The sequence below is a fragment of the Bacillus mojavensis genome, from assembly GCF_012648005.1.
GTDB lineage: Bacteria > Bacillota > Bacilli > Bacillales > Bacillaceae > Bacillus > Bacillus mojavensis.
In genome coordinates, this window is record NZ_CP051464.1 from 703,525 (window position 1) to 730,044 (window position 26,520).

Annotated in this window: 19 protein-coding genes and 1 pseudogene; 16 read left to right on the forward strand and 4 right to left on the reverse strand. The window is 43.8% G+C overall.

The genetic code is table 11. The features are described from left to right. Positions 1-79 precede the first annotated feature (79 nt). The 5 genes from pcrB to HC660_RS03655 all read left to right on the forward strand — a co-directional run bounded on the left by pcrB (position 80) and on the right by HC660_RS03655 (position 7,600). Positions 80-766, forward strand: coding sequence for a heptaprenylglyceryl phosphate synthase (gene pcrB / locus HC660_RS03635; protein WP_168747106.1), 687 nt, complete (start codon positions 80-82; stop codon positions 764-766). Positions 767-825: 59 nt separating this feature from the next. Then, complete coding sequence (gene pcrA, locus HC660_RS03640; RefSeq protein ID WP_168747107.1) at positions 826-3,045, forward strand: DNA helicase PcrA; 2,220 nt, start codon at positions 826-828, stop codon at positions 3,043-3,045. Between the two features lie 23 nt (positions 3,046-3,068). Beyond that, entirely contained in the window at positions 3,069-5,075 is a 2,007-nt protein-coding gene (ligA, locus tag HC660_RS03645; protein ID WP_168747108.1) for an NAD-dependent DNA ligase LigA, read from the forward strand. A gap of 15 nt (positions 5,076-5,090) precedes the next feature. Next, on the forward strand, positions 5,091-6,281 hold the full coding sequence (locus tag HC660_RS03650; RefSeq protein ID WP_024120459.1) for a CamS family sex pheromone protein: 1,191 nt from the start codon (positions 5,091-5,093) through the stop codon (positions 6,279-6,281). 125 nt (positions 6,282-6,406) lie between these two features. Beyond that, complete coding sequence (locus tag HC660_RS03655; protein ID WP_168747109.1) at positions 6,407-7,600, forward strand: MFS transporter; 1,194 nt, start codon at positions 6,407-6,409, stop codon at positions 7,598-7,600. Positions 7,601-7,710: 110 nt separating this feature from the next. Here the strand turns inward: HC660_RS03655 and HC660_RS03660 are convergent, their stop codons facing one another. Next, positions 7,711-7,956 (reverse strand): hypothetical protein, encoded by a 246-nt coding sequence (locus tag HC660_RS03660; protein ID WP_244956482.1) that lies wholly within the window; start codon positions 7,954-7,956, stop codon positions 7,711-7,713. 76 nt (positions 7,957-8,032) lie between these two features. On the opposite strand from HC660_RS03660, the gene HC660_RS20985 reads away from it, so the two are divergent. Next, positions 8,033-8,347, forward strand: coding sequence for a hypothetical protein (locus tag HC660_RS20985; RefSeq protein WP_244956483.1), 315 nt, complete (start codon positions 8,033-8,035; stop codon positions 8,345-8,347). 270 nt (positions 8,348-8,617) lie between these two features. After that, a complete protein-coding gene (locus HC660_RS03670) occupies positions 8,618-9,619 on the forward strand; it encodes a phosphotransferase enzyme family protein (RefSeq protein WP_168747110.1) in 1,002 nt (333 codons plus the stop codon). 39 nt (positions 9,620-9,658) lie between these two features. Here the strand turns inward: HC660_RS03670 and HC660_RS03675 are convergent, their stop codons facing one another. Together HC660_RS03675 and opuE are read right to left on the reverse strand one after the other, a co-directional pair. Next, positions 9,659-10,357, reverse strand: a complete 699-nt coding sequence (locus HC660_RS03675) for an MgtC/SapB family protein (RefSeq protein WP_081720754.1) — start codon at positions 10,355-10,357, stop codon at positions 9,659-9,661. A 105-nt stretch (positions 10,358-10,462) separates the two neighbouring features. Next, positions 10,463-11,941: a proline transporter OpuE gene (opuE, locus tag HC660_RS03680; protein ID WP_168747111.1), complete on the reverse strand. Its 1,479-nt coding sequence runs from the start codon at positions 11,939-11,941 to the stop codon at positions 10,463-10,465. Positions 11,942-12,353: 412 nt separating this feature from the next. Here opuE and gatC point away from each other — a divergent pair, with 412 nt between their 5' ends. From gatC to gatB, 3 genes are read left to right on the forward strand one after another with little or no spacing between them, the layout of a single operon-like run. Beyond that, positions 12,354-12,644, forward strand: coding sequence for an Asp-tRNA(Asn)/Glu-tRNA(Gln) amidotransferase subunit GatC (gene gatC / locus HC660_RS03685; RefSeq protein WP_003219442.1), 291 nt, complete (start codon positions 12,354-12,356; stop codon positions 12,642-12,644). Between the two features lie 15 nt (positions 12,645-12,659). Next, positions 12,660-14,117 (forward strand): Asp-tRNA(Asn)/Glu-tRNA(Gln) amidotransferase subunit GatA, encoded by a 1,458-nt coding sequence (gene gatA, locus HC660_RS03690; protein WP_168747112.1) that lies wholly within the window; start codon positions 12,660-12,662, stop codon positions 14,115-14,117. 13 nt (positions 14,118-14,130) lie between these two features. After that, a complete protein-coding gene (gatB, locus tag HC660_RS03695; RefSeq protein WP_010333268.1) occupies positions 14,131-15,561 on the forward strand; it encodes an Asp-tRNA(Asn)/Glu-tRNA(Gln) amidotransferase subunit GatB in 1,431 nt (476 codons plus the stop codon). Here gatB and HC660_RS03700 read toward each other — a convergent pair. Further along, positions 15,548-16,457, reverse strand: a pseudogene (locus tag HC660_RS03700) (TetR/AcrR family transcriptional regulator). The gene gatB and the pseudogene HC660_RS03700 sit on opposite strands and share 14 nt — an antisense overlap. A gap of 130 nt (positions 16,458-16,587) precedes the next feature. Between HC660_RS03700 and srfP the strand changes: the two are divergent. The 6 genes from srfP (at position 16,588) to HC660_RS03730 (ending at position 26,501) form a co-directional block, all read left to right on the forward strand. Beyond that, positions 16,588-19,737 (forward strand): surfactin resistance protein SrfP, encoded by a 3,150-nt coding sequence (gene srfP, locus HC660_RS03705; RefSeq protein ID WP_168747114.1) that lies wholly within the window; start codon positions 16,588-16,590, stop codon positions 19,735-19,737. A gap of 152 nt (positions 19,738-19,889) precedes the next feature. Continuing rightward, on the forward strand, positions 19,890-20,801 hold the full coding sequence (locus HC660_RS03710) for a diacylglycerol kinase (RefSeq protein WP_168747115.1): 912 nt from the start codon (positions 19,890-19,892) through the stop codon (positions 20,799-20,801). A gap of 57 nt (positions 20,802-20,858) precedes the next feature. Next, a complete protein-coding gene (gene rlmD / locus HC660_RS03715; RefSeq protein ID WP_168747116.1) occupies positions 20,859-22,256 on the forward strand; it encodes a 23S rRNA (uracil(1939)-C(5))-methyltransferase RlmD in 1,398 nt (465 codons plus the stop codon). 849 nt (positions 22,257-23,105) lie between these two features. Continuing rightward, entirely contained in the window at positions 23,106-23,687 is a 582-nt protein-coding gene (locus HC660_RS03720) for a restriction endonuclease subunit S domain-containing protein (protein WP_168747117.1), read from the forward strand. A gap of 12 nt (positions 23,688-23,699) precedes the next feature. Then, positions 23,700-25,229, forward strand: a complete 1,530-nt coding sequence (locus HC660_RS03725; RefSeq protein ID WP_168747118.1) for a type I restriction-modification system subunit M — start codon at positions 23,700-23,702, stop codon at positions 25,227-25,229. A 12-nt stretch (positions 25,230-25,241) separates the two neighbouring features. Then, on the forward strand, positions 25,242-26,501 hold the full coding sequence (locus HC660_RS03730) for a restriction endonuclease subunit S (RefSeq protein ID WP_168747119.1): 1,260 nt from the start codon (positions 25,242-25,244) through the stop codon (positions 26,499-26,501). The last annotated feature ends 19 nt before the right edge of the window (positions 26,502-26,520 follow it).

A 26,520-nucleotide genomic window follows, 5' to 3' on the forward strand; every position in this document is an offset into this window, starting at 1 on the left:
CGGCTTTTTCCGTTTTTCCGCGCTATGTGAATTTGTTATAATGTTTAAATGGTAAGAAACGAATGGAGGAACGGATGACGTGTACGATGTAACGGAGTGGAAACATGTCTTTAAACTCGATCCAAATAAAGATTTGCCTGATGAACAGCTGGAGATTCTTTGTGAGTCAGGGACTGATGCGGTCATTATCGGAGGAAGCGATGGTGTAACGGAGGATAATGTCCTGCGGATGCTGTCTCAGGTGAGACGGTTTTTGGTGCCGTGTGTACTTGAGGTGTCAGCGATTGAAGCGATTGTCCCCGGCTTTGACTTATATTTTATTCCAAGTGTATTAAACAGCAAAAATCCGGATTGGATTGTCGGAATGCATCAGAAGGCCATGAAGGAATATGGAGAACTGATGTCGATGGAAGAAATTGTGGCGGAAGGCTACTGTATCGTAAATCCTAATTGCAAAGCCGCGGTTTTAACGGAGGCGGACACCAATCTGAAACATGACGATATCATCGCCTATGCGCGCGTGTCTGAGCTGCTGCAGCTTCCGATTTTCTATCTGGAATACAGCGGCGCTCTTGGGGACATAGAAGCCGTGAAGAAAACGAAGGCTGTATTGCAATCGTCCACCATGTTTTACGGAGGCGGCATCAAAGATGCGGAGACGGCGAAACAGTATGCCGAGCACGCGGATGTCATTGTGGTGGGCAACGCTGTATATGAGGATTTTGATGAAGCGCTGAAGACAGTAGCAGCTGTCAAAGGCGAGTAGCGAAATGTACGGATTTGGTTTATGATAGAACATATGTTTGTATAGGCGGGTGACGAATTTTGAATTACATTAGCAATCAACTATTAAGCGGATTAAACCCCGTTCAGCAGGAAGCTGTCAAAACAACGGACGGGCCTCTCTTGCTGATGGCGGGAGCGGGAAGCGGAAAGACGCGTGTCCTGACGCACAGAATCGCTTACTTAATGGCGGAAAAGCATGTGGCGCCGTGGAATATTCTGGCGATCACATTTACAAATAAAGCGGCCAGAGAAATGAAAGAACGTGTGGAGAGCATTCTCGGGCCTGGCGCGGACGATATCTGGATTTCCACGTTCCACAGCATGTGTGTGCGAATTTTGCGCCGAGATATCGACCGCATCGGGATCAACCGTAATTTCTCAATCCTTGATACGGCTGACCAGCTTTCAGTCATCAAAGGGATATTGAAGGAACGCAACCTTGATCCGAAAAAATTTGATCCGAGAAGTATCCTCGGTACGATCAGCAGTGCGAAAAACGAATTGACCGAACCGGAGGAATTTTCTAAGGTTGCCGGTGGCTATTATGATCAGGTCGTCAGCGATGTATACACTGATTATCAAAAGAAACTGCTGAAAAACCAGTCTCTTGATTTCGACGACTTAATTATGACGACCATTAAACTGTTTGACCGTATTCCGGAAGTGCTTGAATTTTATCAGCGCAAATTCCAATACATCCACGTCGATGAGTATCAGGATACGAACAGAGCGCAATACATGCTCGTGAAGCAGCTGGCGGAGCGTTTCCAGAACCTTTGCGTTGTCGGCGACTCCGACCAGTCCATTTACAGATGGCGCGGGGCGGACATCGCCAACATTCTTTCCTTTGAAAAGGATTATCCGAATGCCAGCGTTATTTTGCTTGAACAAAACTACCGTTCAACAAAACGGATTTTGCGCGCGGCCAACGAAGTGATCCAAAACAACACAAACCGCAAGCCGAAAAATCTATGGACGGAAAACGATGAAGGAATTAAAATTTCCTACTACCGCGGAGACAATGAATTCGGTGAAGGACAATTTGTTGCCGGGAAAATTTATGAGCTTCATAACTCCGGCAAACGGAAGCTGTCGGATATCGCCATCTTGTACCGGACAAACGCCCAGTCCCGTGTGATTGAGGAAACGCTTCTCAAAGCGGGCTTGAACTATAACATTGTCGGCGGCACAAAGTTCTATGACAGAAAAGAAATCAAAGACATTCTCGCGTACCTGCGTCTCGTATCCAATCCGGATGATGACATCAGCTTTACGCGTATTGTCAATGTGCCGAAGCGCGGAGTCGGCGCCACATCACTTGAAAAAATCGCTTCATATGCCGCGATGAACGGCTTGTCACTATTCCAAGCGATACAGCAGGTTGATTTCATCGGCGTCAGCGCCAAGGCTGCTAACGCGCTCGACAGCTTCAGACAGATGATTGAGAACCTGACAAACATGCAGGACTATTTATCAATTACCGATCTGACCGAAGAAATTCTCGATAAAACCGAATACAGAGAGATGCTGAAAGCAGAAAAATCAATTGAAGCCCAAAGCCGTTTAGAAAACATCGACGAGTTCCTGTCCGTAACGAAAAACTTTGAACAGAAAAGCGAAGACAAGACACTCGTTGCGTTCCTGACAGATTTGGCACTGATCGCTGATATCGATCAGCTCGACCAGAAAGAAGAGGAATCCGGCGGCACGGATGCGATCACGCTGATGACGCTGCACGCCGCAAAAGGACTGGAATTCCCGGTTGTTTTCCTTATGGGACTTGAGGAAGGTGTCTTCCCGCACAGCCGTTCACTGATGGAAGAAGCAGAGATGGAAGAAGAACGCCGTCTCGCTTATGTGGGCATTACAAGAGCGGAGCAGGAGCTTTATCTGACCAACGCAAAAATGCGCACGTTGTTTGGCAGAACAAACATGAACCCGGAATCACGCTTTATCGGTGAAATTCCTGATGATTTATTGGAAAACCTAAATGAGAAAAAAGAAACGAGAGCGCCGTCTGCAAGAAAAATGCAGCCGAGACGCGGCCCTGTTTCCCGTCCGGTATCCTACGCAAGCAAAACAGGCGGTGATACCCTCAACTGGGCTGTCGGAGATAAAGCCGGACATAAAAAATGGGGCACAGGAACCGTTGTCAGCGTAAAAGGCGAAGGAGAAGGGACCGAACTCGATATTGCCTTCCCGAGCCCGATCGGTGTGAAGCGCCTGTTAGCGGCATTCGCGCCAATAGAAAAGCAGTAATTGAAGAGGAAAGGAAGAAGCAGATGGACAAAGAAACAGCGAAGCAGCGGGCAGAAGAACTGCGCCGCACCATCAACAAGTATAGCTATGAATATTACACCTTAGATGAACCGAGCGTCCCGGATGCCGAATACGACAGATTGATGCAGGAGCTGATTGCGATTGAGGAGGAGCATCCAGACCTCAGAACGCCTGATTCTCCTACACAGCGTGTCGGCGGCGCTGTGCTTGATGCGTTTCAAAAAGTCACTCACGGCACGCCGATGCTCAGTCTGGGCAACGCGTTTAATGCTGACGATCTCCGCGACTTTGACCGCCGTGTGCGACAGGCCGTGGGTGATGATGTGGCGTATAATGTGGAGCTGAAAATAGACGGTCTTGCTGTTTCTCTCCGTTATGAAGACGGCTATTTTGTCAGAGGCGCGACAAGAGGCGACGGGACGACGGGAGAGGATATTACGGAAAATCTGAAAACGATCCGCACTATTCCGCTCAAAATGAAACGCAGCCTTTCGATTGAAGTGCGAGGAGAGGCGTATATGCCGAAGCGTTCGTTTGAAGCGCTCAATGAAGAACGGATCAAAAACGAGGAAGAACCGTTCGCAAATCCGCGCAATGCCGCTGCGGGATCACTCAGACAGCTCGACCCTAAAATTGCGGCGAAACGAAATCTCGATATCTTCGTCTACAGTATAGCGGAGCTTGACGAAATGGGTGTGGAGACACAAAGCCAAGGACTTGATTTTCTCGACGACATCGGCTTTAAAACGAACCAGGAACGGAAAAAATGCGGCAGCATAGAAGAAGTCATTGCGATGATCGATGAGCTTCAAGCGAAACGCGCCGATCTCCCGTATGAAATTGACGGCATTGTCATCAAAGTGGATTCTCTCGATCAGCAGGAGGAGCTCGGCTATACGGCGAAAAGCCCGCGCTGGGCCATTGCGTATAAGTTTCCTGCAGAAGAGGTCGTGACCAAGCTTCTCGATATCGAATTAAATGTCGGAAGAACGGGTGTGATTACGCCGACCGCGATTCTTGAGCCGGTAAAAGTTGCCGGGACAACGGTCTCAAGAGCATCCCTTCATAACGAAGATTTAATTAAAGAGAAGGATATCCGGATTTTGGATAAGGTAGTCGTCAAAAAAGCGGGCGATATTATACCTGAAGTCGTGAACGTTCTCGTTGAACAGCGCACGGGGGAAGAAAAGGAATTCAGCATGCCGACAGAATGCCCTGAATGCGGCAGTGAACTCGTCCGCATTGAAGGAGAAGTGGCACTTCGCTGCATCAATCCTGAATGCCCTGCACAAATCAGAGAAGGGCTGATTCATTTTGTCTCCCGCAATGCCATGAACATTGACGGGCTTGGCGAACGAGTGATCACACAGCTGTTTCAGGAGAATCTCGTCCGAAATGTGGCAGATTTGTATAAGCTGACGAAGGAACAGGTGATTCAGCTCGAACGCATGGGCGAAAAATCAACTGAAAACCTGATCAGCTCTATACAAAAATCAAAGGAAAATTCATTAGAGCGCCTGTTATTCGGCCTCGGCATCCGATTTATCGGCTCGAAGGCTGCAAAGACGCTCGCCATGCACTTTGAAAGCTTGGACAATCTGAAAAAAGCTACCATAGAGGAACTTCTCGCAATAGATGAAATCGGTGAAAAAATGGCTGACGCAGTCATTACCTATTTCCATAAAGAAGAAATGCTCGAGCTTTTGGCCGAACTTGAGGAGCTTGGCGTAAACACACTTTATAAAGGTCCGAAAAAAGTAAAAGCAGAGGACAGCGATTCCTATTTTGCAGGCAAAACCATCGTTCTGACAGGAAAGTTGGAAGAGCTGTCAAGAAACGAAGCGAAAGCGCAAATTGAAGCGCTCGGCGGAAAGATGACTGGAAGCGTCAGCAAAAACACAGACTTGGTCATCGCCGGAGAAGCGGCGGGAAGCAAGCTGTCAAAAGCGCAAGAGCTGAACATTGAAGTGTGGAATGAAGAACAGTTAATAGGAGAGCTAAAGAAATAAGAGGAGTGTTTTCTATTGAAAAAGACGTTGGTAATGGCGGCAACGGCGGCAGTGTTGATGCTGTCTGCCTGTTCGTCAGGTTTTGGGGGGAAGAAGGAGGAAGAGATTACGCAAAAAACGGCGAAATCGTCAGAAAAAGCGATTATCCCGAAATACAATATCTCTGACTCTTATTACAAAATGGTGCTTCCGTTTAAAGCGGGGAAAGCACGCGGCCTGACAACGGAACAGCTGAATACAAGACTTGATATTGATGAGTTTGAAACGGGGCTGATGCGCCTTGCCCAAGACTCTTTCTCGACAGACGATTATCTGTTCCAAGAAGGACAATACTTAGATGAAGATACAGTATTAAGCTGGCTGGCTCGGAAAAAAACAGGCTCTGATCTGAAAAAAGCCCAAAAAGAAGATAAAAACTTTAAAAACGAAGGTCTGAACCCAGCGCTCCCTAGCTCTGGCTCAACAGAAGAGAAAAACGAAAGCAGTCCGGTTTATTTAGCTTCTATGCTGGAACATGATTACTTAGTCAGAAAAGACAAGAATTCCATCCAGCTTGGCGGCGTTATGATCGGCTTGGCGTTAAATTCAGTGTATTACTACCGCGAGAAAACAGGCGACCCTCAAAAAGAAGTGGAAATTGATAACAGCACACTCCGTAAACAGGGAGAAAAAATCGCGCAGGAGGTCATTAACCGCCTTCGCAAAAAAGACAACCTGAAGAATGTGCCGATTACGATTGCGCTTTACAAACAGGCGTCTAAAACATCCATCGTTCCCGGCAATTTTATCGCTAAAACAGAAGTCAAAGCAGGCTCCTCTGATATTTCAAACTGGGACGATGTAAATGAAAAATACGTCTTCTATCCGGCCGATACGAGCACTGCAGAGAAATATCCGGATGATACTGAAGTCTTTAAACGGTTCAAAAACTCAATTGACAACTACTTCCCGAACTACACAGGTGTTGTCGGAACGGCCCTGTATGAAAACGATGAAATGAAGAAAATGAAAATCGAAATTCCGATGCAATTCTACGGAAAGAGTGAAGTCGTCGCGTTTACCCAGTTTTTAACGGGTGAAGTCATGGACTACTACTCAAAGAGCTCACTAGATCTCGAAGTGGATATTACATCCTCAGACGGACAGGAAGCGGTCATTCTCCGTGATGCTGGCGATAAAGAGCCGACTGTTCACATTTATGACTAAAATAAGTTAACCCCTTGCGCCGTAGCGGCGCTGGGGTTATTTTACGTTTATATTGAATTTGGGGATCGTTGGATAGGGTATGCATTTATGTTATGATGTTCTAAAAATAGAAAAGGGTTGAAAATATGAAAAATAAATCCTTTTATTTCATATGGGCGGGGCAGTCGATTGCCAATTTAGGAGATTCTCTATATGTGCTGGTTCTGACCCTGTTTACCTATCAAGTCACAGACTCGGCTTTTTTGGCATCGCTTGTGGCCATGATGCAATTTGTCGGCCAATCATTAAGCGCAGTTTTTATACCTGTTTTTATCAATAAATACAGGCTCAAGCAGATTTTGATCTTTTTACAGCTGACGCAAACCATACTTTTATCTTTGCTGCTCCTCATATTTATTATAGATTTTAAATCTATTGTAATCTTTTTCTTGATTGTATTTTTCATGTCACTGTTAGATGGAGGAACCATCCCGGTCAGAAATTCTATGATTCCCCGTTTTGTTCCAAAACCCATGCTATTGAAAGCAAACAGTCTTGTGCTGACCTCTGATCAGATCGTGCTCTTGCTCGGTTGGCTGCTCGGCGGCCTTTTGATCAAATGGCTCGGGCCCCAATTGCTATTAATGCTGACTTTTGTGCTTTATGGCACTTCAACAGTGTCTTTATTTTTTGTCAAGGATGCGGGTAAAGGAGATGGCGAACAGGAAGAAAACGAATCTTTTATTGATAAAATCGCAGCTGGCTGGAAAGCGATTTATCAGATGCCTGTTATCAGAATGCTGACTGTTCTTGAGCTTTTATCCATGTTCGGCAGGAGCATTTGGACGGGGGCTATCATTCTTGTATATGTCGATGAAGTGCTTCATAAAAACGAAACATGGTGGGGGTTTATTAATGCCAGCTATTTCGCGGGTACCATTACAGGCGGTTTAATCGTATGGAAATTTTCGAAAAGCATCAACGGAAAGCTGTTCTCAATGATTTTATGGACTTCAATTGCTATCGGCGCTTCTACATTATGTCTTGCGCTAAACAAGTATGCGTTGGCATCCTTGCTTCTTGTCTTTATTCTGGGACCCTCATTTCAGCTCAGGGGGATTGCGATCAGAACTTATGTGCAGGAGAACATAAACGAAACATTGCTTCCAAAAATCCTGTCTGCTCAGCATACAATAAGCACATTTGTATACGGAGCTTCTATCTTGATTATGAGCAGTCTAACTGATTGGCTTGGTGTGCAATATGTCTTTTTCTTGAATTTTATCATTTTTACTGTTTCAGCGCTTCTATCATTAAAACTAAAAAATAAACAAATATAGACAATATATTATAAATATTTACATAAATATGTTTGTGTGATTAAATGGTTTTTAATCAAATACTTTTGGAATTTTAGACGGTCATTTTCATTTATTTCCTCTTTCTCCCGTTAAAAAGCTCGCAGACGAAAAGCATATGAGAATCCGACTTTTGAAATAATATAACTCCTCATAATCGTATGTTTCCCGCTTGCATTCAGCTGATTCATACGCACCGTAAGCTCTTCGGCCCGCTGCAAGTTGCTTTCCTGCGCATAGCTGATTGTAAACTTTATATTTAGACTGGAAATAAATTGATCGGATGGTCCTTCAAACTGCTCTTCAGACTCTCTTCTGTGATCATCCTCCACATACATCTTTCGGCGCCTTTTTGCAACCTCTGTTATAAAGCTGGCTTCATATGCATGGGAAAAACAGCTTGCGACGATATCCTTGCAGTTTAAGGATTCAGGCAGAAATCGGGCTTTTTCTGAATTCTGGGCTGCGCATCGTTTTGAAGAAGAAGCGGATCGTATTTATCACAATTCTGTGTATGAGGTAGAGGATCGAAGCAGGCATATCGAATGGGTATCCTCTCGGCAGCCTGCGCAGGATGTAACGGAAAAAACGGCTGCAGGTGATGTATTGCCGCAAGCTTTCATTGAAAACACAAATGCTCATTGGAAAGTGCTGCATGCTGAACAATCCCGCATTCTTCATATAGTGGCCTTAGATACAAACCGGCCGGAGCATTTGCGAGCTTATTAGTGAAGGAACATATAGGAGCCGAAGCAGTAGAAAGCGGGTCGGAACCGATAACAGAATAGCAAAAAATACTTGCAGACATTTAAGGATATTCTCCACTTGGATCATGTAGGTATTGACCCAACTATTTCTTTCATTTAGGAGGAAATTTACTTCTCGCTGTCAAAATGGAAGTAGATGTGGAAAAGAAGGGCAGGTATGTTGATGATTGGAACTTCACAAAAAAACACACGATAAAAGAATTATTTAAATATATGAAGAGGGAGAATCAGCATGCATAAAGATATTAAAGCAATATTCGATGAAGAAAAGGTTCTGGCAGAAGCTGCCGTTATATATGGATTTACAAGAGAGCAGGTGCAATTCTTAGCAGATGCGGAAAACTATGTGTATGAGTTTGCTAAAGACAACGAATCTTATATTTTAAAGATTACACACACAATTCGCAGGTCCCCTAATTACATTATGGGGGAAATGGAGTGGCTCCATCACCTTGCTGAAGGAGGACTTTCAGTAGCCAAACCGATTCCGTCGCTAAATGGAAAAGATGTTGAGGAAGTGCCAGATGGAAATGGCGGAGCGTTTTTACTCAGAGTATATGAGAAGGCGCCGGGGCACAAAGTGGACGAATCCGACTGGAATGAAACCCTATTTTTTGAGCTTGGCAGATACACAGGGAAAATGCACAGCTTGACAAAAAGCTACAAGCTCAACAATCCTGCTTTTAAAAGACAGGAGTGGGATGAAGAAGAGCAGCTGATGCTTAGAAAATACGTGCCGGAAGACCAGACTCAGGTGTTTCAGCAGGCGGATGAGCTAATGAATGAACTGCGCCAATTACCAAAAAGCAGGGACAGCTACGGCTTGGTTCATGCAGACCTCCACCATGGCAATTTTAACTGGGACCAAGGGAAAATCACAACATTTGATTTTGATGACATCGGATACAATTGGTTTGTCAATGATATTAGCATTCTTCTTTATAATGTGCTGTGGTACCCGGTCGTTCCATATGAAAACAAAGTCGTGTTTACAGAGGAATTTATGACGCACTTTATGAACGGATACAGAGAGGAAAATAATCTTGATGCTTCGTGGCTGAAAAGAATACCTGATTTTCTCCGCCTGCGTCACATGCTGATATACGGACTGCTGCATCAAATGTTTGATCTTACCTCAATAGGCACAGAAGAAAAAGAAATGCTGGCCGGTTTCAGAAGGGATATAGAAAACCGCACGCCGATCACAGAATTTGATTTTTCTAAGCTCGTCTAGAACGAAAAAAGCCAATGGGACATAATGCCCCATTGGCTTTTATAATGTATCGCACTTTACGCCGACGACACCTTCAATGTCTTTTATATCATAGTAGACATCGGTCGTGTATCTGTTTTTATGGACACGGACCTTGACTTCCATAATCGGAAATTCTTTTTCATGAAGGTCATCGATTCGGACGGAGTGTGTCTTAATGTTTCTTCTTTTCATTTCTTTTAAAATCTCTGTCATTTTGTTTTTATCGGAAAGTGACATTCTGATGCGGATGTCTTTTTCCTGCAGACGGTCTGGACCGATTTTTCTGACCGCCCACGGCAGAAATTCAACGCTGATCAGGATGAACAGAAGGCTAGCAAAGGCTTCTTTATAAAATCCCGCTCCGGTTGCAAGTCCGAGCCCGGCCGCACCCCAAATCATAGCCGATGTGGTTAAGCCGGAAATGACATCGTTGCTCTTTCGCAAAATAACACCCGCTCCGATAAACCCGACACCGGAGATGATTTGCGCCGGCAAACGCAGCGGATCCATCATGATGCGGTAGTATTTAGGGAAATGATATGCCGCGTTAATACTGACGATCGTCAGCATGCATGAGCTGACGGCGATAACAATGCAGGTTTTTAACCCGAGCGGCTTATTCTTCAGCTCGCGCTCCAGCCCGATGACCATGCCAATTAAAGTGGCAATGCCCAATTTTAATAAAATATCAGGATCAATATACCAGCTCAATAGCAACTTCCCCCTTATCTATGGTGTTTTTAAATAAATATGATTTTCTCACAGTATTTATCGCAAAACAAGGGCACAAAAGCCACCAAGCAGCGCTTGATGGCTTTTTGATTATTTTTTGCGCTTTAACAGTTTTTCCATAACACCGAATAATCGGTAAGAGGCTTTTGCAGGCCGCTTTGTGATCATGCTGACGGTGATGCCGGCAATCATACTGAGGATAAACCCAGGGATGATTTCGTATACGCCGGTTGATTTTGCCAGGCCGGTTGTAATCCAGATCAACACGGTCGCAGCCCCGACAATCATCGCAGCAAGAGCGCCCCATTCGTTCATCCGCTTCCAATACAGGCTGAGCAGAATCGCAGGCCCGAAAGCTGAACCGAAGCCGGCCCACGCGTATCCGACCAAATCAAGAATGGAGCTGCTCGGATTCAATGATAAGAATACCGCAATAATGGCAATCACTAAGACGGACAGACGCCCGACCATTACTAATTCTTTATCGGAAGCTTTTCGTCTGAAAAACGTCCGGTATAAATCCTCTGTTACAGCACTTGCTGTTACCAAGAGCTGTGAGGAGATGGAACTCATGATGGCAGCCAAAATAGCTGACAACAAGAAACCAGTGATTAAAGGGTGGAACAAGATTTTAGAGAAGATAATGAATATCATCTCCGGATCCTTTACAGCAACACCGAATTTATGGGCATAAGCAACACCGATTAAACCGGTCAGCACGGAACCGAGCACTGAAATAACCATCCAGCTCATGCCGATTCGGCGTGCAGGCTTTAAATCTTTAATGTTTTTAATCGCCATAAATCGGACGATAATATGAGGCTGGCCGTAGTAACCCAAGCCCCAGGCTAAATAGGAAATAATGCTAATGACGCTCGCGCCTTTAAAGATATCCAACAGATTTGGGTTAACAGCGCTGATTTCATGGAAAGTCGGAGCAACGCCGCCCACATGGGTAAAAGCAACGATCGGCACAAGCACTAGTGCTGCAAACATGATCGCACCCTGCACGAAGTCAGTCAGACTGACAGCAAGGAAACCGCCAAACAGTGTGTACAATACGACAACACCGGTAGTCAGAAGCAAGCCTAATTTGTAATCCGCGCCAAAAGCAGATTCAAACAGCCGCCCGCCAGATACCATACCGGAAGAGGTATACAATGTGAAAAAGATCATAATGACCAAAGCTGATACGATTTTCAGCAGTGATGAAGAATGCTGGAACCGTTTATCAAAGAAATCAGGAATCGTAATCGCGTCATCCGCCGCTTCCGTATAAGCACGCAGCCTTGGAGCCAGCAGCAAGTAGTTTGAGTACGCCCCGATGGTAAGACCTAAAGCAAGCCATAAGGTTGACAGCCCTGTCGCGAACATTGCGCCGGGAACACCCATCAGCATCCATCCGCTCATATCCGCCGCTCCGGCAGACAAAGCAGTAACAAACGGCCCGAGACCTCTTCCTCCAAGCATGTAATCGTTAATATCAGTGGTTTTCTTAAATGCATACCAGCCGATTAACAGCATGGCAATAAAGTAAATTGCTAAAGAAATAATAATTTCAATACTCACGTTTTACCCTCTCTTCATTTCTAATAATTTTGCATCACCTCTCAAATTGATGGTGCCAGTTAAGCAGCCTGGCGCAAGTGCGACACAAAAGACATTCTTTTGCAGGTGCACTTGGTAACTTAACCTAACAAAGTATTCCCACCCATTCAAGCGGTGAAACATGGCCGCCCAGCGGGAAATATCGGGGCAAACCAAGAAGGGAATAGAGATTAAAACGCTTTCAAAAATAATTAAAGTAAAAATTTTCAGAAAAATATTTCGTTTCTCCTCCGGCTCTTTTTAGTATAAAATATATAGGGTATTGTCTCGAAAACACAGGCCCGCCCCAAGGCGTTTTGTTGCTTTAAAGGGCTTGTTTTTGATATGATCAGTATTATATGACTTAACGGAGAAATATGTGGAGGTGGATCATATGTCACGAATTTCAATAGAAGAAGTAAAGCACGTTGCGCATCTTGCGAGACTTGCGATTACGGAAGAAGAAGCAAAAATGTTCACTGAACAGCTTGACAGCATCATTTCATTTGCCGAGGAGCTGAACGAGGTCAACACAGACAATGTGGAGCCTACAACTCACGTGCTGAAAATGAAAAATGTCATGAGAGAAGATGAAGCGGGTAAAGGTCTTCCGGTTGAGGATGTCATGAAAAATGCGCCTGACCACAAAGACGGCTATATTCGTGTGCCATCAATTCTGGACTAAAGGAGGGACACAAGAATGTCATTATTTGATCACAAAATCACAGAATTAAAACAGCTCATACATAAAAAAGAGATTAAGATTTCTGACCTGGTCGATGAATCTTATAAACGCATTCAAGCGGTTGATGATAAGGTACAAGCCTTTTTGGCATTAGATGAAGAAAAAGCGCGCGCATACGCAAAGGAGCTCGATGAGGCGGTTGACAGCCGTTCTGAGCATGGTCTTCTCTTTGGGATGCCGATCGGCGTAAAAGATAATATCGTAACAAAAGGGCTGCGCACAACTTGCTCCAGCAAAATTCTCGAAAACTTCGATCCGATTTACGATGCTACTGTCGTTCAGCGCCTTCAAGACGCTGAAGCGGTTACAATCGGAAAACTGAACATGGACGAGTTCGCCATGGGATCATCAACAGAAAACTCAGCTTACAAGCTGACGAAAAACCCTTGGAACTTAGATACGGTTCCCGGCGGTTCAAGCGGCGGATCTGCGGCTGCGGTTGCTGCGGGAGAAGTTCCGTTCTCTCTTGGATCTGACACAGGCGGTTCCATCCGCCAGCCGGCCTCTTTCTGCGGCGTTGTCGGATTAAAGCCTACATACGGACGCGTATCCCGTTATGGATTGGTCGCATTTGCGTCTTCTTTAGACCAAATCGGGCCGATTACACGTACGGTTGAGGATAACGCATTCTTGCTGCAGACCATTTCAGGTGTTGATAAAATGGACTCTACAAGCGCAAATGTAGACGTTCCAGATTATCTTTCTTCATTAACTGGCGATATCAAAGGATTGAAAATCGCTGTTCCAAAAGAATATCTTGGCGAAGGCGTCGGCAAAGAAGCGAGAGAATCAGTTCTTGCAGCGCTCAAAGTTCTAGAAGGCCTTGGCGCTACATGGGAAGAAGTATCTCTTCCGCACAGTAAATACGCGCTTGCGACGTATTACCTGCTGTCATCTTCTGAAGCGTCTGCGAACCTTGCACGCTTTGATGGCATCCGCTACGGATACCGCACGGACAATGCCGAAAACCTGATCGACCTATACAAGCAAACGCGCGCTGAAGGCTTCGGAAATGAAGTGAAACGCCGCATCATGCTTGGAACATTCGCTTTAAGCTCAGGCTACTATGACGCGTACTATAAAAAGGCGCAAAAAGTGCGTACTTTAATTAAGAAAGACTTCGAAGACGTATTTGAGAAATATGATGTCATTGTTGGACCAACTACACCGACACCTGCATTTAAAATCGGTGAAAACACGAAAGACCCGCTCACAATGTACGCTAACGATATCCTAACAATTCCGGTCAACCTTGCCGGCGTTCCGGGAATCAGCGTGCCATGCGGATTTGCAGACGGACTTCCGCTCGGCCTGCAAATCATCGGAAAACACTTTGACGAAAGCACTGTATACCGCGTCGCTCATGCATTTGAACAAGCGACAGACCATCATAAAGCAAAACCTGAATTGTAAGGGGTGAAATGAATTGAACTTTGAAACGGTAATCGGACTTGAAGTCCACGTTGAATTAAAAACAAATTCAAAAATTTTCTCAAGCTCTCCGACGCCATTCGGCGCGGAGGCGAATACACAGACAAGCGTCATCGACCTCGGGTATCCGGGTGTCCTGCCTGTACTAAACAAAGAAGCCGTGGAATTCGCAATGAAAGCGGCAATGGCGCTGAACTGTGAAATCGCGACGGATACGAAGTTTGACCGCAAAAACTATTTCTATCCGGACAACCCGAAAGCGTATCAGATTTCTCAATTTGATAAGCCGATCGGCGAAAACGGCTGGATCGAAATTGAAGTCGGCGGAAAAACGAAGCGTATCGGCATCACACGTCTTCACCTTGAAGAAGATGCCGGAAAACTGACGCATACAGGCGACGGCTATTCTCTTGTTGACTTCAACCGCCAGGGAACGCCGCTTGTCGAGATCGTATCAGAGCCGGATATCCGCACGCCGGAAGAAGCGTATGCGTATCTTGAAAAGCTGAAGTCCATCATTCAATATACAGGCGTGTCTGACTGTAAAATGGAAGAAGGTTCACTTCGCTGTGACGCCAATATCTCTCTTCGTCCGATCGGCCAAGAGGAATTCGGCACAAAAACGGAATTGAAAAACTTGAACTCCTTTGCGTTTGTTCAAAAAGGCCTTGAGCATGAAGAAAAACGCCAGGAGCAGGTTCTTCTGTCCGGCGGTGTGATCCAGCAGGAAACTCGCCGTTACGATGAAGCAACGAAGAAAACCATTCTTATGCGTGTCAAAGAGGGTTCTGACGATTATCGTTATTTCCCTGAGCCTGACCTTGTCGAGCTTTACATTGACGATGAATGGAAGCAGCGCGTAAAAGCAAGCATTCCTGAGCTTCCGGATGAACGCCGCAAGCGTTATATCGATGAACTTGGCTTGCCTGCATATGATGCGATGGTTCTGACACTGACAAAAGAAATGGCAGACTTCTTCGAAGAAACAGTTCAAAAAGGTGCTGAAGCAAAACAAGCATCAAACTGGCTTATGGGTGAAGTGTCAGCTTATCTGAACGCTGAGCAAAAAGAGCTTTCTGATGTGGCGCTGACACCGGAAGGCCTTGCCGGCATGATTCAATTGATTGAAAAAGGAACAATTTCTTCTAAAATCGCGAAGAAAGTGTTCAAGGAATTAATTGAAAAAGGCGGCGACGCTGAGAAGATTGTGAAAGAAAAAGGCCTTGTGCAGATTTCCGACGAAGGTGTGCTTCTGAAGCTTGTCACAGAGGCGCTTGACAACAATCCTCAGTCAATTGAAGACTTTAAAAACGGGAAAGACCGCGCGATCGGCTTCCTTGTCGGACAAATTATGAAAGCGTCCAAAGGACAAGCCAACCCGCCAATGGTTAACAAAATCCTGCTTGAAGAAATTAAAAAACGCTAATGAAAAAGCAGCTCTCCTCATTGCAGAGGGAGCTGCTTTTTTTATGATCAAATAGAAATAAAGATAGAGATCAAAGCGCGGAGCTTTTCAACTTCTTCGAAATCACTTCCGGTCAAATTTGACAGCAGGCCTTTGATAATCGGCTTGCGTGGCTTTTCCTGCGACAGCTCCTCCTCGATCACATCGAGCGAAACGATGATGTCCTCAGGCAATGCGCTGTTTTCTTTCACTTTTTGAATGTCCTGAAGGATCTGACCTTTATTCGCGGGCATTAGGCTGTAAATATCTTTTGGCATGAGCGGATTCAGGCTGGAACGGCTTAGCCCCTGTACAAGATCATCCAGTCTTTCCATGATAAATTCAGATATGTTGTCTGCATCAATTTTGATTTCTTCATTAAACACCATCACATTCATATAGGAGTGCACAATGCCTCTTGCCATGATGGAGAGGTCTGAGAGGTAATTCTCAGTTTCCTTGCCATAAGTCGCAAGCAAAGCGTTCCGATACAGTTTATCTGTCTCGGCTGTGACTTTGTAAAAGTATTGCTTCACTTCTTGGTTTTCCGGGATGATATTTTCAGTAAGCAACAGAACAATAAAATCCTTATGATCGCGAAAATCCTCAAACTGAGCGCTGATTTGTTTTTTCAGCACATCCTTAGGCGGCTGTCCGGCGAGATTCTCTTCTATTTGTTTCATTTTTTTCATAGACATGCCAATGTAATATTCACAGGCAGACAATAGCAGCGCTTCTTTTGATTTGAAATGCAGATAAAAAGCGCCTTTTGAGATGCCGCATTCGCTGGCGATTTCCTGGATGGTCGTCGAAGCGTATCCTTTTTTCGCAAATAAACGAATGCTTGTTTTTATGATTCTCTCTTTTTTCTCATTCATGATGTGCTTCCCCTTAATCCTTGAAAAATTTAGAAAAATTTTCTGGTATATGAGTTGACGATGTTGCGTTATACCGTTTAGTATTATATAGAATGACCAGTCAGTCAATAAAAACACAATGGAGGATATGATGAATCACGTTATTAATTTCGTTCTGAAAAACAAATTCGCCGTATGGCTGATGACGATTATTGTAACGGCAGCCGGCTTGTACGCGGGTATGAATATGAAGCAAGAATCCATTCCTGATGTAAACATGCCCTACCTGACAATCAGCACGACATATCCGGGAGCGACGCCTAGCCAAGTCGCTGATGAAGTAACGAAACCGGTTGAACAAGCGGTGCAGAATTTGGACGGCGTGAGCGTTGTTACGTCGATGTCCTATGAAAATGCATCGTCGGTTATGATTGAATATGATTATGAGAAAGATATGGACAAAGCGAAAACAGAAGCGGCTGAAGCATTAGAAAACGTCAGCCTGCCTGATGACGCGAAAGACCCGGACATTTCACGCTACAGTTTGAACTCCTTCCCAATTCTGACGCTGAGCGTGTCCAGTGATTCAGATAATCTGCAAAAGCTGACAAAACAAGTGGAGGACAGCCTCGTTTCTAAGCTTGAAGGCATAGAAGGCGTTGCTTCAGTCCAAGTGTCAGGCCAGCAGGTGGAAGAGGTTGAATTCTCTTTCAAAGAAGACAAACTGAAAGAATACGGCCTTGATGAAGATACAGTTAAGCAAGTGATTCAGGGGTCAGATGTGACAACGCCGCTTGGATTGTACACATTCGGAAATAAAGAAAAATCTGTCGTCGTCAGCGGCGATATTGAAACCATTAAAGATTTGAAGAATATGAGAATTCCAACGGCATCTGCTTCTAGTGCAGGCAGCAGCGCCGCAGCAGCACAAAGCGCACAAGCGGCTCAAAGCCCGCAGGCAGCAGCACAGGCGCAGCAAAGCGTAAGCACAGACGTGCCGACGGTCAAGCTATCTGACATTGCAACGATTAAAGATGTCAAAAAAGCTGAATCAATTTCACGCACAAATGGAAAAGACAGCATCGGCATCAACATCATCAAAGCAAACGATGCCAACACGGTAGAGGTTGCCGACAATGTCAAAGATGAACTGAAGCAGTTCAAAGAAGACCATAAAGGCTTCAACTACAGCGCAACACTCGACATGGCAGAGCCAATCACACAGTCTGTTGAAACAATGTTAAGCAAAGCCATCTTCGGTGCTATTTTTGCGATTGTGATTATTCTCTTATTCTTAAGAGATATCAAATCAACATTAATTTCAATTATTTCTATTCCATTATCATTGCTGATCGCACTTTTCGTGCTGCAACAGCTTGATATCACACTCAATATCATGACGCTCGGTGCAATGACCGTAGCCATCGGACGGGTTGTTGATGACTCCATTGTAGTGATCGAAAACATTTACCGCCGCATGAGACTGAAAGATGAACCGCTGCGCGGAAAAGCTCTGGTCCGTGAAGCAACGAAGGAAATGTTTAAACCGATCATGTCATCCACTATTGTGACGATCGCGGTATTCCTGCCGCTTGCACTGGTAGGCGGACAAATTGGTGAATTGTTTATTCCTTTCGCCTTAACAATTGTATTTGCGCTTGCCGCATCCCTGTTGATTTCGATCACGCTCGTGCCAATGCTCGCACACAGCCTGTTCAAAAAATCATTAACGGGAGCGCCTGTAAAAGCGAAAGAACACAAACCTGGCAGACTCGCAAACATCTATAAAAAAGTATTGAACTGGGCGCTGAGCCACAAATGGATCACGTCTATCATCGCCGTTCTGATGCTGCTCGGAAGCTTGTTCCTTGTACCGTTAATCGGTGCCAGCTACCTTCCGTCAGAGGAAGAAAAAACGATGCAGATCACATACAGCCCTGAACCGGGTGAAACGAAAAAAGAAGCGGAAGATGAAGCTGAAAAAGCAGAAAAAATCCTGCTTGACCGCAAGCATGTCGATACGGTTCAGTATTCATTAGGCTCTGGCAGCCCACTTGCCGGAGGAGATTCAAACGGCGCGTTATTCTATATCAAATATGACAGCGACACGCCGAACTTTGATAAAGAAAAAGACAACGTGCTGAAAGAAATCAAAAAGCAGTCTGACCGCGGAGAATGGAAGTCACAGGACTTCAGCTCTTCAGGCAATAACAATGAATTGACATACTATGTGTATGGCGATTCAGAAAATGACATTAAAGACACTGTCAAAGACATTGAGAAGGTCATGAAGGATGAAAAGGATCTGAAGAACGTAAACTCAGGCCTTTCCAGCACATATGATGAGTACACATTTGTGGCTGACCAAGAAAAGCTGAGCAAACTCGGTTTAACTGCTTCTCAAATTTCTAAGGCCCTAATGTCAGAGACAGCACAGGACCCGCTCACAACCGTGAAAAAAGACGGCAAAGAGCTTGACGTGAACATTAAAACCGAAAAAGACGAGTATAAGAGTGTTAAAGATTTAGAGAACAAAAAGATCACATCAGCGACCGGGAAAGAAGTCAAAATCGGTGATGTGGCAAAAGTAAAAGAAGGCACAACATCTGATACGGTGTCTAAACGTGACGGAAAAGTGTATGCTGATGTCACAGGTGAGGTTACATCAGACAACGTTACAGCTGTATCCGTTGATGTCCAGAAGAAAATTGATAAGCTTGACATGCCTGACAATGTAACGATCGATACAGGCGGTGTTTCCGCAGATATCGCGGATTCCTTTACGAAGCTTGGATTAGCGATGCTTGCGGCGATTGCGATCGTCTACCTCGTGCTTGTGATTACATTCGGCGGAGCATTAGCGCCATTTGCGATTCTGTTCTCACTGCCGTTTACAATCATCGGTGCCCTTGTCGGACTTTACGTATCAGGTGAGACAATCAGTCTGAACGCGATGATCGGTATGCTGATGCTGATCGGTATCGTTGTTACAAACGCCATTGTCTTAATTGACCGCGTGATTCATAAGGAAGCGGAAGGACTGTCTACGAGAGAAGCGCTCTTAGAAGCCGGCTCCACACGACTCCGTCCAATCCTGATGACAGCCATCGCGACAATCGGCGCCTTGATTCCATTAGCACTCGGCTTCGAAGGCGGAAGCCAGGTCATTTCAAAAGGACTCGGCGTAACGGTTATCGGCGGTTTAATCAGTTCGACGCTTCTGACACTTTTAATCGTGCCAATCGTATACGAAGTATTGGCGAAGTTCCGCAAGAAAAAACCGGGAACAGAAGAAGAGTAAAAATGACAAAAAGCCTCAGCTATGCTGGGGCTTTTCTGTGTTTCCTTCTGTAAGATTATGTACATTTTGTTGCGATTTTTTTAACTCATAGTATAATTAAAGGTTGTTAGTGTAAAAATGGATCGGATACTCTTAAGTAGGATGATGAGATAATGAAACGTGCACGCATAATATACAATCCGACTTCGGGACGGGAGGTCTTTAAAAAGCATCTTGCCCAGGTCCTGCAAAAATTTGAACAAGCCGGTTATGAAACCTCCACCCATGCCACAACATGCGCGGGAGACGCAACGCACGCTGCCAAGGAAGCGGCATTGCGTGAGTTTGACCTGATCATTGCGGCAGGCGGAGACGGAACGATCAACGAGGTCGTCAACGGGCTTGCCCCATTAGACAATCGTCCGACACTCGGCGTGATTCCTGTCGGCACAACAAATGACTTCGCCAGAGCGCTCGGCATTCCGCGAGAGGATATTTTAAAAGCGGCGGATACGGTGATTAACGGTGTTGCCCGCCCGATTGACATCGGACAGGTCAACGGCCAGTATTTTATCAATATCGCCGGCGGAGGCCGCCTGACGGAGCTGACGTACGACGTCCCAAGCAAACTCAAAACGATGCTCGGCCAGCTTGCTTATTATTTAAAGGGTATGGAAATGCTGCCTTCACTTCGTCCGACAGAAGTCGAGATTGAATATGACGGCAAGCTGTTTCAAGGTGAAATCATGCTGTTTTTGGTCACGCTGACAAATTCCGTCGGCGGGTTCGAAAAACTCGCGCCGGATTCCAGCCTGAATGACGGCATGTTTGATTTGATGATATTAAAGAAAGCAAACCTTGCTGAATTTATCAGAGTCGCATCGATGGCGCTCCGCGGCGAACACATCAACGACCAGCACATTATTTATACAAAAGCGAACCGCGTGAAAGTCAATGTATCAGAAAAGATGCAGCTGAACCTGGACGGCGAGTACGGCGGCATGCTGCCGGGCGAATTCGTGAATCTGTATCGACACATTCACGTTGTCATGCCGAAGGAGAAAGCGGATCAGCTGGATGACTAAAAACTTGGCTTTAATAGGCCAAGTTTTTCTTTCGCTTAAAACAAGAGGTGAACATACATGAAAATGAAACCCCCAGTAGAAAAAAACGAATACTACGACGTGACATTTGAGGATTTGACTCACGAAGGAGCGGGCGTCGCAAAGGTCCAAGGCTTCCCGATCTTCGTGCCGAACGCCCTGCCGGAAGAAAAAGCCCAAATCAAAGTGACACGTGTCAAAAAAGGCTTTGCTTTCGGCCGCCTGATTGAGCTGAAGGAAGAAAGCCCGCATAGAACGGACGCCCCATGCCCGATTTACAAGCAATGCGGAGGCTGCCAGCTTCAGCACATGACCTACGAAGGCCAGCTCTTGTTTAAACAAAAACAAGTCAAAGACGTCTTAGAACGGATCGGCAAGCTGAACCTGTCCAACGTCACCGTGCACCCGACACTCGGCATGCAAGACCCATGGAACTACAGAAACAAAGCACAGGTGCCGGTAGGAGAACGGGAAGGCGGACTCGTCGCCGGATTCTATCAGCAAAGAAGCCATGACATCATTGACATGAGCGCCTGCCTGATCCAGCAATCCAAAAACGACGAAGCCGTTCAAGCCGTCAAAGACATTTGCGCCACATACGGTGTCAAAGCCTACAACGAAGAAGGCCACAAAGGCTGGCTCCGCCACATCATGGTCAGATACGGCGTCGTTACAGGTGAAATGATGATCGTCTTCATCACAAGAACAAACGACTTCCCGCACAAAGCGAAGATTATCGAAGACATCACAGCAGCGTTCCCGCACGTCAAATCAATCGTGCAAAACATCAATCCAAACAAAACAAACGTCATCTTCGGCAATGAAACAAACGTCATCTGGGGCGAAGAATACATCTATGACCTCATCGGAGACGTCAAATTCGCCATCTCCGCCAGATCTTTCTATCAGGTCAACCCAGAGCAGACAAAAGTGCTATACGACAAAGCGCTTGAGTACGCGGAGCTGAAAGGCGAAGAAACCGTCATCGACGCCTACTGCGGCATCGGAACGATTTCTCTCTTCCTGGCGAAGCAGGCGAAAAAGGTGTACGGCGTTGAAATTGTGCCGGAAGCGATTGAAGACGCCAAACGAAATGCAGAATTAAACGGCATCACAAACGCAGAGTTCGCGGTTGGAGAAGCCGAGACCGTGATTCCAAAATGGTATGAAGAAGGCATCACGGCGGACACGCTAGTCGTAGATCCGCCAAGAAAAGGCTGCGACGAAGCCCTCCTGCGGACAATTGTGGAGATGAAGCCGAAGCGGGTGGTGTACGTGTCCTGTAATCCGGGTACGCTTGCGAGAGACTTGCGGGTGCTTGAGGATGGCGGGTATGTGACGCGAGAAGTGCAGCCTGTGGATATGTTTCCGCATACGAATCATGTGGAGTGTTGCGTGTTGCTTGAAAAAAACATGTGTGAGTTCGAGAAATTATAGTAGATCTCGGACTTCCGTCTTCTTTAATTCTTCGATACACTCAATTGGTTTGTGAAGAATTTTTTCATCAATAGTTGGGTTTGAGTGAATTGTTCAAGTTGTTTTAGTAAATCATTTAAATTAAGTCATCTTTAAGTCGGATTAAGGTCTCTAATCGGAGTCTCTACGCAATTTTGTTTTCAGATAGGTATTTGTTTCAATTGGATAGGCTTAACAAACAAATTTAAAAAAAGATCAATAAGCAACAAATCGAATTACCAGTACACATGTTTAATACAATCGAAATTGTTCCCTATGATTATCAAGGGAAGTTAGAGGATAACATAGCAGATGCTATTATGACATCAAAGGAGCAAATAAATCTTTCTTTGATGTTTGTTGATTTTCTTTAACGCTCATTGTTCTAAAGCAAATCTTGACAAACGGCAAATTGTTTTTGGTGTTGGTCGAGGCGATTTGGATTGTCGATTGTTTAGAGGACGCCAATAAAAACTGCTTTTAAAAATAATTAAGATTGACAAATGAACGACGTAGACAGCTTTATGAGCAAATAAACCAATTGTTAAAGGAAAAAAATCAAATATAATCATATTGTTTTCAATGAAAATGAAATTACCTTTACTATTCCCGATATGATAGATGTAATCAATAGGATACAGGCTGTCATAACTCAATTAAAGCAAGTGTTAATAACCGTTGATCCATTGGTAGTGAATATGCCGAAACTTGTGTAAGGAAGCTCTCTAATTAGGGGGCTTTTTGCTTAATTGACAAAGAAAAGGATAAAGTCATATACTGTATTTAACAAGTGTTAAATCTGTTATTTGACATAGAAATAGGAGGTGTAAAATGCAACTCGGCGATATTGCTAATGTAAAGACAGGGCTTGTGTTAAGTAGAAAAAAAGCAGAAGTTGAATATGATGCGAAAGCTACATACAAGCTACTTACACTCAAAAATATTGCGGAAGATGGCATGATTGAAAACGATTCGTTTGAAGAGTTTGTAAGTAATCACGAATTAGACGATCACTACTTTACAAAAGAAGGTGACGTGCTAATGCGGTTGAGCCACCCACATACAGCAGTTTTCATTGAAAGACAATGTGGAGGGTTGTTAATTCCATCGTATTTCGCCATTATTAAAGTAGATAAGACAAAATTCCTACCAGAGTATATTGCATGGTATCTAAACTCATTTGAAGTAAAAAAAGAGTTGGAACGCTCTCAGTCAGGTAGTCGTATCCCAAGTACCAATCAAAATGTAATTAAAACACTCCCTGTTGTCTGGACAACTCTATCAAAGCAAAAAGCATTGATTGAACTTCACAGGCTTCATCGAAAAGAAAAAATGCTTTATAAGAGATTAATGGAAGAAAAAGAATTATTGTTTCAAGCAATATCACAACAAATATTAAAGGACACAAATTAGGAGGAAATATCAATGGTTGAATTAACAACACAAGACAAAATTAACAGTGTTTTATGGCAGGCCGCAGACACTTTTAGGGGGAAAATTGATTCCTCTACATATAAAGATTATATTCTAACGATGCTATTTATAAAGTATTTAAGTGATACATACAAGGAGCATTTAGAAGAATATACAAAGAGATATAATGGTGATGAACGACGCATTGAACGTGCTTTATCAAGAGAACGCTTTGTACTTGATGAACAATCTACTTTTGATTATTTGTATAGCAAAAGAAATGATCCCGAAATTGGAGAAATCATTAACAAAGCATTGGAACGCATTGAAAATGAAAACACAGGTAAACTTCGTGGTGTATTCCGTAACATTGACTTTAACAGTGAGTCAATCCTTGGAAAAGCGAAAGAGCGAAATGCAATGTTACGATTGCTTTTGGAGGATTTTAGACAGTTATCTCTCAGACCATCGCAGTTAGGAAATGAAGATATAGTAGGAAATGCATACCAGTACATGATTGGACTTTTTGCATCGGATGCAGGTAAAAAGGGTGGCGAGTTCTATACACCCGCTGAGGTATCGGAATTACTGGCACGTTTAGTTAAACCGCAAGAAAACGACCGTATTTATGATCCGACATGTGGATCAGGTTCGCTGTTAATTAAAGTGGCAAAACAGGTTGCAAGTAGAAAAGTTGCTATTTATGGTCAGGAACGTAATGGAGCAACTCATTCATTAGCCCTAATGAATATGTATTTACATGGGATAGATGATGCAAAGATTGAATGGGGAGATACATTAGCGAATCCCTTACATTTAGAGGATGGAAAGTTGATGAAGTTCCAAGCAATCGTTGCCAATCCTCCTTTTTCGTTAGATAAGTGGGCTATGGGATTTGCAGGTGAAGCAACAAGTGATAAGAAGTTTAAAATGGAATCAAGTCTTGATCCTTATAGACGTTTTGAGTGGGGTGTACCACCGAGTTCAAAAGGTGACTATGCATTTGTTCAGCATATGCTTTATTCATTGGCTGAAAATGGACGCATGGCAACTATTCTTCCTCATGGTGTATTATTCAGGGGAACAAGCGAGGGGAAAATACGCCAACAAATCATCGATATGAATTTACTTGACGCAGTTATTGGTTTACCAGAAGGTCTATTCTTTGGTACAGGAATTCCTGCATGCATTATGGTATTCAAAAAGGATCGAATACGGAACGATGTCCTTTTTATTGATGCTTCTGGTGAGGAACATTTTGAAAAAGGAAAAAATCAAAATCATCTGCGAGAAATGGATATAGAAAAGATTATTGCTACATATGAGAAAAGGGAGACAATTGAAAAATACTCGTATATAGCTACATTAGATGAAATTAAAGAAAATGAATACAACTTAAATATCCCACGTTATGTGGAAACCTATGAAGAAGAAGAACCAGTCGACATGGATGCTGTGAAAGAAAATATTGCAATTATTAAAAGAGAACTTCAAGAAGTAGAAGAACAGATGAAAGAATATTTGCAAGAACTTGGGTTATAGGTGGTGAGTGGGATGAATGTAACTCTAAAAGATAGACTAAAGAAAATGAGTATAGGAGAGGTACCACAAGGATATGTTACGACAAGCGAAGGTATTTTCCCTAACGATTGGAAAGTAGTTCAACTTCAAGAGGTAGTTAGAGTATTTAGGGGAGCAAGTCCGAGACCAAAAGGTGATCCAAGGTATTATGGAGGGGACATTCCAAGGGTACTAATTGAAGATGTAACAAGAGATGGGAAATATGTATATCCTTGTATTGACAGCCTGACAGAAGAAGGAGCCAAAAAAAGTCGATTACTCCCCAAAGATTCAGTGATTTTAAGTTGCTCAGGTACAAGAGTTGCTATACCAGGAATTTTGGGCGAATCTGCTTGTATTCATGACGGATTCTTTGGCTTTGATAGTTATGATGGATTACTTCCTGAATATTTATATTACTTCTTTTTGCTACTACATGAAAAGATGCAGTCTTCTGCAACAAAAGGAGGAGTTTTCAATAATCTAACTACTCAGATAATGAAAGAAATGTATATACAATTACCAAGTTTATTTGAACAAGAAAAGATTATTGACAAAATTAAGCCATGGGACAAGGCAATTGAGTTAAAAGAAAAGCTAATTAAGCAGAAAAAAGAGCAGAAAAAAGGGATAACACAGAAGTTATTGACAGGTGAAGTGAGATTACCTGGATTTAAAGATAAGTGGAAAAAGGTTGAATTTGGGGATGTATTAAATTTAATTAAAAAAGATCCTATAAAAAATCCCGAAGATTATTATTTATTGACTGTTAAGCTCCATTTAAAAGGTATTGAGGGAACTGATAAAAAGCCTAATGTAACAACAAAGGGAAGACCGTATTATCTTAGAGAGCCAAATGAATTGTTAATTGGTCGGCAGAACTTTCATAATGGTGGAATCGGTATTGTTCCTGAGAATATGAAAAATTATGTGGCATCTAATGCAATTAGTAGTGTGGGTGCTATTAAAGGTAATTTAACATTTTACTACTATTATCTCTCTAATCCAAACTTCTATAAAAGAATTGAACATATCATTGGTGGTACTGGACAGAAGGAAATTTCAGAAGCAATGATGAAAAAGTTAAAGTTATTTATTCCTGTAAATGAGGATGAACAAACAGCAATTAAAGAGTTATTAGAAATTATTGATAAAGAAATTTATCTATTGGAAGAAGAATTGTTTCAATTGAAGGAGCAAAAAAAGGGACTTATGCAATTACTTTTAACAGGAAAAGTTCGAGTAAAGGCGTAAATAAACGCCTTTACTTGAT

Bases quoted from the DNA above. Each gene is read 5' to 3' on its own strand.
- HC660_RS03725 (WP_168747118.1), top strand. From the start codon at position 23,700: ATGGTTGAATTAACAACACAAGACAAAATTAACAGTGTTTTATGGCAG.
- HC660_RS03730 (WP_168747119.1), top strand. From the start codon at position 25,242: ATGAATGTAACTCTAAAAGATAGACTAAAGAAAATGAGTATAGGAGAG.
- HC660_RS03655 (WP_168747109.1), top strand. From the start codon at position 6,407: ATGAAAAATAAATCCTTTTATTTCATATGGGCGGGGCAGTCGATTGCC.
- gatA (WP_168747112.1), top strand. From the start codon at position 12,660: ATGTCATTATTTGATCACAAAATCACAGAATTAAAACAGCTCATACAT.
- ligA (WP_168747108.1), top strand. From the start codon at position 3,069: ATGGACAAAGAAACAGCGAAGCAGCGGGCAGAAGAACTGCGCCGCACC.
- gatC (WP_003219442.1), top strand. From the start codon at position 12,354: ATGTCACGAATTTCAATAGAAGAAGTAAAGCACGTTGCGCATCTTGCG.
- srfP (WP_168747114.1), top strand. From the start codon at position 16,588: ATGAATCACGTTATTAATTTCGTTCTGAAAAACAAATTCGCCGTATGG.
- HC660_RS03660 (WP_244956482.1), bottom strand. From the start codon at position 7,956: ATGTATGTGGAGGATGATCACAGAAGAGAGTCTGAAGAGCAGTTTGAA.
- HC660_RS03720 (WP_168747117.1), top strand. From the start codon at position 23,106: ATGCAACTCGGCGATATTGCTAATGTAAAGACAGGGCTTGTGTTAAGT.
- HC660_RS03670 (WP_168747110.1), top strand. From the start codon at position 8,618: ATGCATAAAGATATTAAAGCAATATTCGATGAAGAAAAGGTTCTGGCA.
- rlmD (WP_168747116.1), top strand. From the start codon at position 20,859: ATGAAAATGAAACCCCCAGTAGAAAAAAACGAATACTACGACGTGACA.
- HC660_RS03710 (WP_168747115.1), top strand. From the start codon at position 19,890: ATGAAACGTGCACGCATAATATACAATCCGACTTCGGGACGGGAGGTC.